Annotated in this window: 3 protein-coding genes; all 3 read right to left on the bottom strand. The window is 68.0% G+C overall.

What is annotated here, in order from left to right:
* Positions 1 to 109: 109 nt before the first annotated feature.
* Positions 110 to 1,174, bottom strand: a complete 1,065-nt coding sequence (locus tag ON32_RS26785; RefSeq protein WP_051132778.1) for an alpha/beta hydrolase family protein — start codon at positions 1,172 to 1,174, stop codon at positions 110 to 112.
* 113 nt (positions 1,175 to 1,287) lie between these two features.
* Positions 1,288 to 1,764 carry an Rv1363c family protein gene (locus tag ON32_RS02340; protein WP_040788373.1) on the bottom strand — a complete coding sequence of 159 codons (477 nt, stop codon included), beginning with the start codon at positions 1,762 to 1,764 and terminating at the stop codon, positions 1,288 to 1,290.
* Positions 1,764 to 2,719: Rv1363c family protein (locus tag ON32_RS29845; protein ID WP_245550766.1), on the bottom strand; the 956-nt coding region annotated here is incomplete at its 5' end. The genes ON32_RS02340 and ON32_RS29845, both read right to left, overlap by 1 nt.

Below are 2,719 nucleotides of genomic sequence, written 5' to 3'. Positions count from 1 at the left end.
GTAAGCGAAAGGTCGTCAGTTCAATCCTGACAGGGGGCTCGAAACGAAACGCCGGTCATCCCGTCGCGACGGGATGACCGGCGTTTCGTTTCGATACGGTCGGTACGGCTCAATGCCGCCAGTGCAACGCCGGGAATTCCGGTAGTGGCCGGGTAGCGCTGTCGCGTAGCGTTCGGTCGAGCCATGCGGCGACGACCGAGCGGGTGATCTCCGTACCGGTGTCCTCGGGGATGGTGCCGCACAGCTCGATCCCACCACCGAATGCGGGCAGATCGGTCGGGGTGTAGTGGCCGCCCCCGGCGATGGTGCCGACCACAGCGGTGTCGAGTTCCAGCCACGAGGCGTGCAACATATCGCCGGCCGCGAGCAGCAGAACCGGTCGGGCGAGGTGGGGCACCTCGACGACACCATCCCATCCGGCGGAGCCGTCGAGAACGAGCACGGTTCGGATGCGGGGATCGGCCGCGGCCGCGGCGACCGCGGTCTGCCCGCCGTAGCTGTGACCGGCGGCCGCTACCCGATTCGGGTCTATGCGGTCGCCGATGACCGGCAAGGTGGTGAGCCGGTCGAGAACAAGGAGTGTATCGGCGACGCGGGCATCGAGCGCCGCCCGCAGGTAGTCGAGGTTTCCGGTGGGCATCTCGCCGAGCACCAGCCGCCCGTCCGGCAGCGCCACGGCGGGCGCTTCGCCGGTGTGATCGATGGTGACGACGGCATAGCCGCGGGAGGCGATATCGGCGGCGAGGCCGGAGGCCAACCATCGGGGGGTGCCCAGACCGGGCGACCAGATGACGACGGGTAGCGCACCGAGCTCGGCGGGTGCCGCATCGGCGGTGGCGGGCGCTGCCGCCAAGGGCATTGTCGCCGCCGCTATGGGTGTGTTCAGCCATTGCGCGGTGCGGGCGGCGATCTGCGCTGTGGCGACCGGCCACGGTCCGGGGATATAGGGCGCCGGGGAACCGGACGCGGCGGCGGGATACCAAACCGAGATGGCGATGGTGCGTTCCGAGTCGGTGAGCGCGGTGTCGGTGCGCCCGACCGGGTAGGGGCCGTTCGGCGCCGTGACAGGTGTGGCGACGGCGCCGGGGAACCCATCGGCCGGGGGTGATGTCGCGACCCCGAGGACGGCGAGCGCGCCGGTGCAGACCAGAGCGCAGACGAACCGGGTGAACATGCGATCTCCTCACAGCAGGAGCGACGTACGGTCCTTCCGGATGCTGCTGTAAGTGTGATACTCGGTGACCACGAGTTCGTGGAGCTCCCGTGAGCTCGGCGTGTTCGGGTCTGTCAGATGGGGGTGACCGAGGCGACCAGCCACCGGTCGTCGGATTTGTCCAATGTCACCCGTACCCGGCTGCCCGTGGTGGTCCCCTGGGGGGTGTCCTTGCTGGTGGTCACCTGGTTGAGGAACAGCAGCACCACCGCGTGCGCCCGGTCGGCCGATACCACCCCGCCGGCCTGGGTGGTGGCCTCCACCGTGAGCAGTTTTTCCTTGGCTCCCGGCACGATCGCCTTCTCGATGAGTTCGAGGTAATCCTTCCGGAAGTCCGGGGCCAGATTGTCGGCGGCCTTGGGCAGTTCGGTTTCCACCGTTTCGTGCCGGTAGCTGAACATGTCCGAGACCGTGCGGGTCGCGGCCGCAACGGCATCGGAGCGCGACTGTTCGGCGCGTTTGTCGTCCCAGTAGCGGTAGCCGTTGATACCGGTCACCACAGCCGAGGCAACCACCACGAGCGCTGCAACGGCGAGCAGGATCTTTTTCATCACGCCACGAACTCCACATCGGAGGCCTTCAGCGACCCGTCGTCGCTTCTGGTCACGGTGACCCGGAACCGGTAGAACCGCTGCTGCGGTTCCTCCCGCCCGGCATTGGTCAGCGTTTGTTTGGCCGCCACCAGCACGGTGGCCGAATCCTTGTCGTCTCGCTCGATGGCGGCCTCGACGACCTCGCCGTTGGATACCACCTTGGCCTGTTTGACGATCTCGGCGAACGGGTCGACCCGGCCGTCGAATTCGGTTTTGAACTCACCGGAGGCCAGGGTGAGGATCCGGTCGATGTCTTCTTTGGCGGTATCGGCGCGGATGGTGGTCAGGTTGAGGATGGTCTGCCGAGCCGTCTGCAGGTAGGCGTTACGGCGGGCGTCGCGGTCCTCGGTGGAGCGGACCGCGAAAACCGACAGCACCGCCGCGGTGACGAGAGCCAGGACCAGGACCGTGGCCGCGACCGTGGCCAAAGTGAGTTTCCAGGAACGGTCGGACGCCGATATCTCGTCTTTTTCGGTCTTCTCCGGCTCGGCCTTCTCGGTGCCGTCCGGAGACACTCCCGCCGCCGTGGCCTTCGCCGTATCGGTCTTTTTCAGGTTGACGGTTTTCTCGGGGTCGAGCGGTTTCGCGGCTGCAGCCGCCTCGACCTTCGCCGTGCTGTCCGAGGTGGGGCCGTCCGGGTCCGCGGACCGCTCGGCCGAGTCGGTGCCGAGCGCATCCGTCGGGGGCGCGGATTTCTCGTCGGGCGGATTGTCGGGCGAGCCGGTGTCCGCGATCGGCGTCGTGTTCGTATCGCCGGTGGGTTTCGCGCTCTCGACGGAACCGGATGTGGGAACGGATGGGGACTCGACGGCGATGGTGGTCACCCCGGACGCCGACGATGCTCGGATCGTGGTCTCGGCGGCGTCCCCCGCACCGGGCGGGCCGGCGGGCCGACCGGCACGCCTACGCGAAC

It is taken from the genome of Nocardia paucivorans NBRC 100373, assembly GCF_000308675.1.
Lineage (GTDB): Bacteria > Actinomycetota > Actinomycetes > Mycobacteriales > Mycobacteriaceae > Nocardia > Nocardia paucivorans.
This window is presented reverse-complemented; position numbering and strand designations above follow the sequence as displayed.

What these genes read in the sequence shown, in the direction of transcription:
- ON32_RS26785 (WP_051132778.1), bottom strand. Translation starts at nt 1,174, where the DNA reads ATGTTCACCCGGTTCGTCTGCGCTCTGGTCTGCACCGGCGCGCTCGCC.
- ON32_RS02340 (WP_040788373.1), bottom strand. Translation starts at nt 1,764, where the DNA reads ATGAAAAAGATCCTGCTCGCCGTTGCAGCGCTCGTGGTGGTTGCCTCG.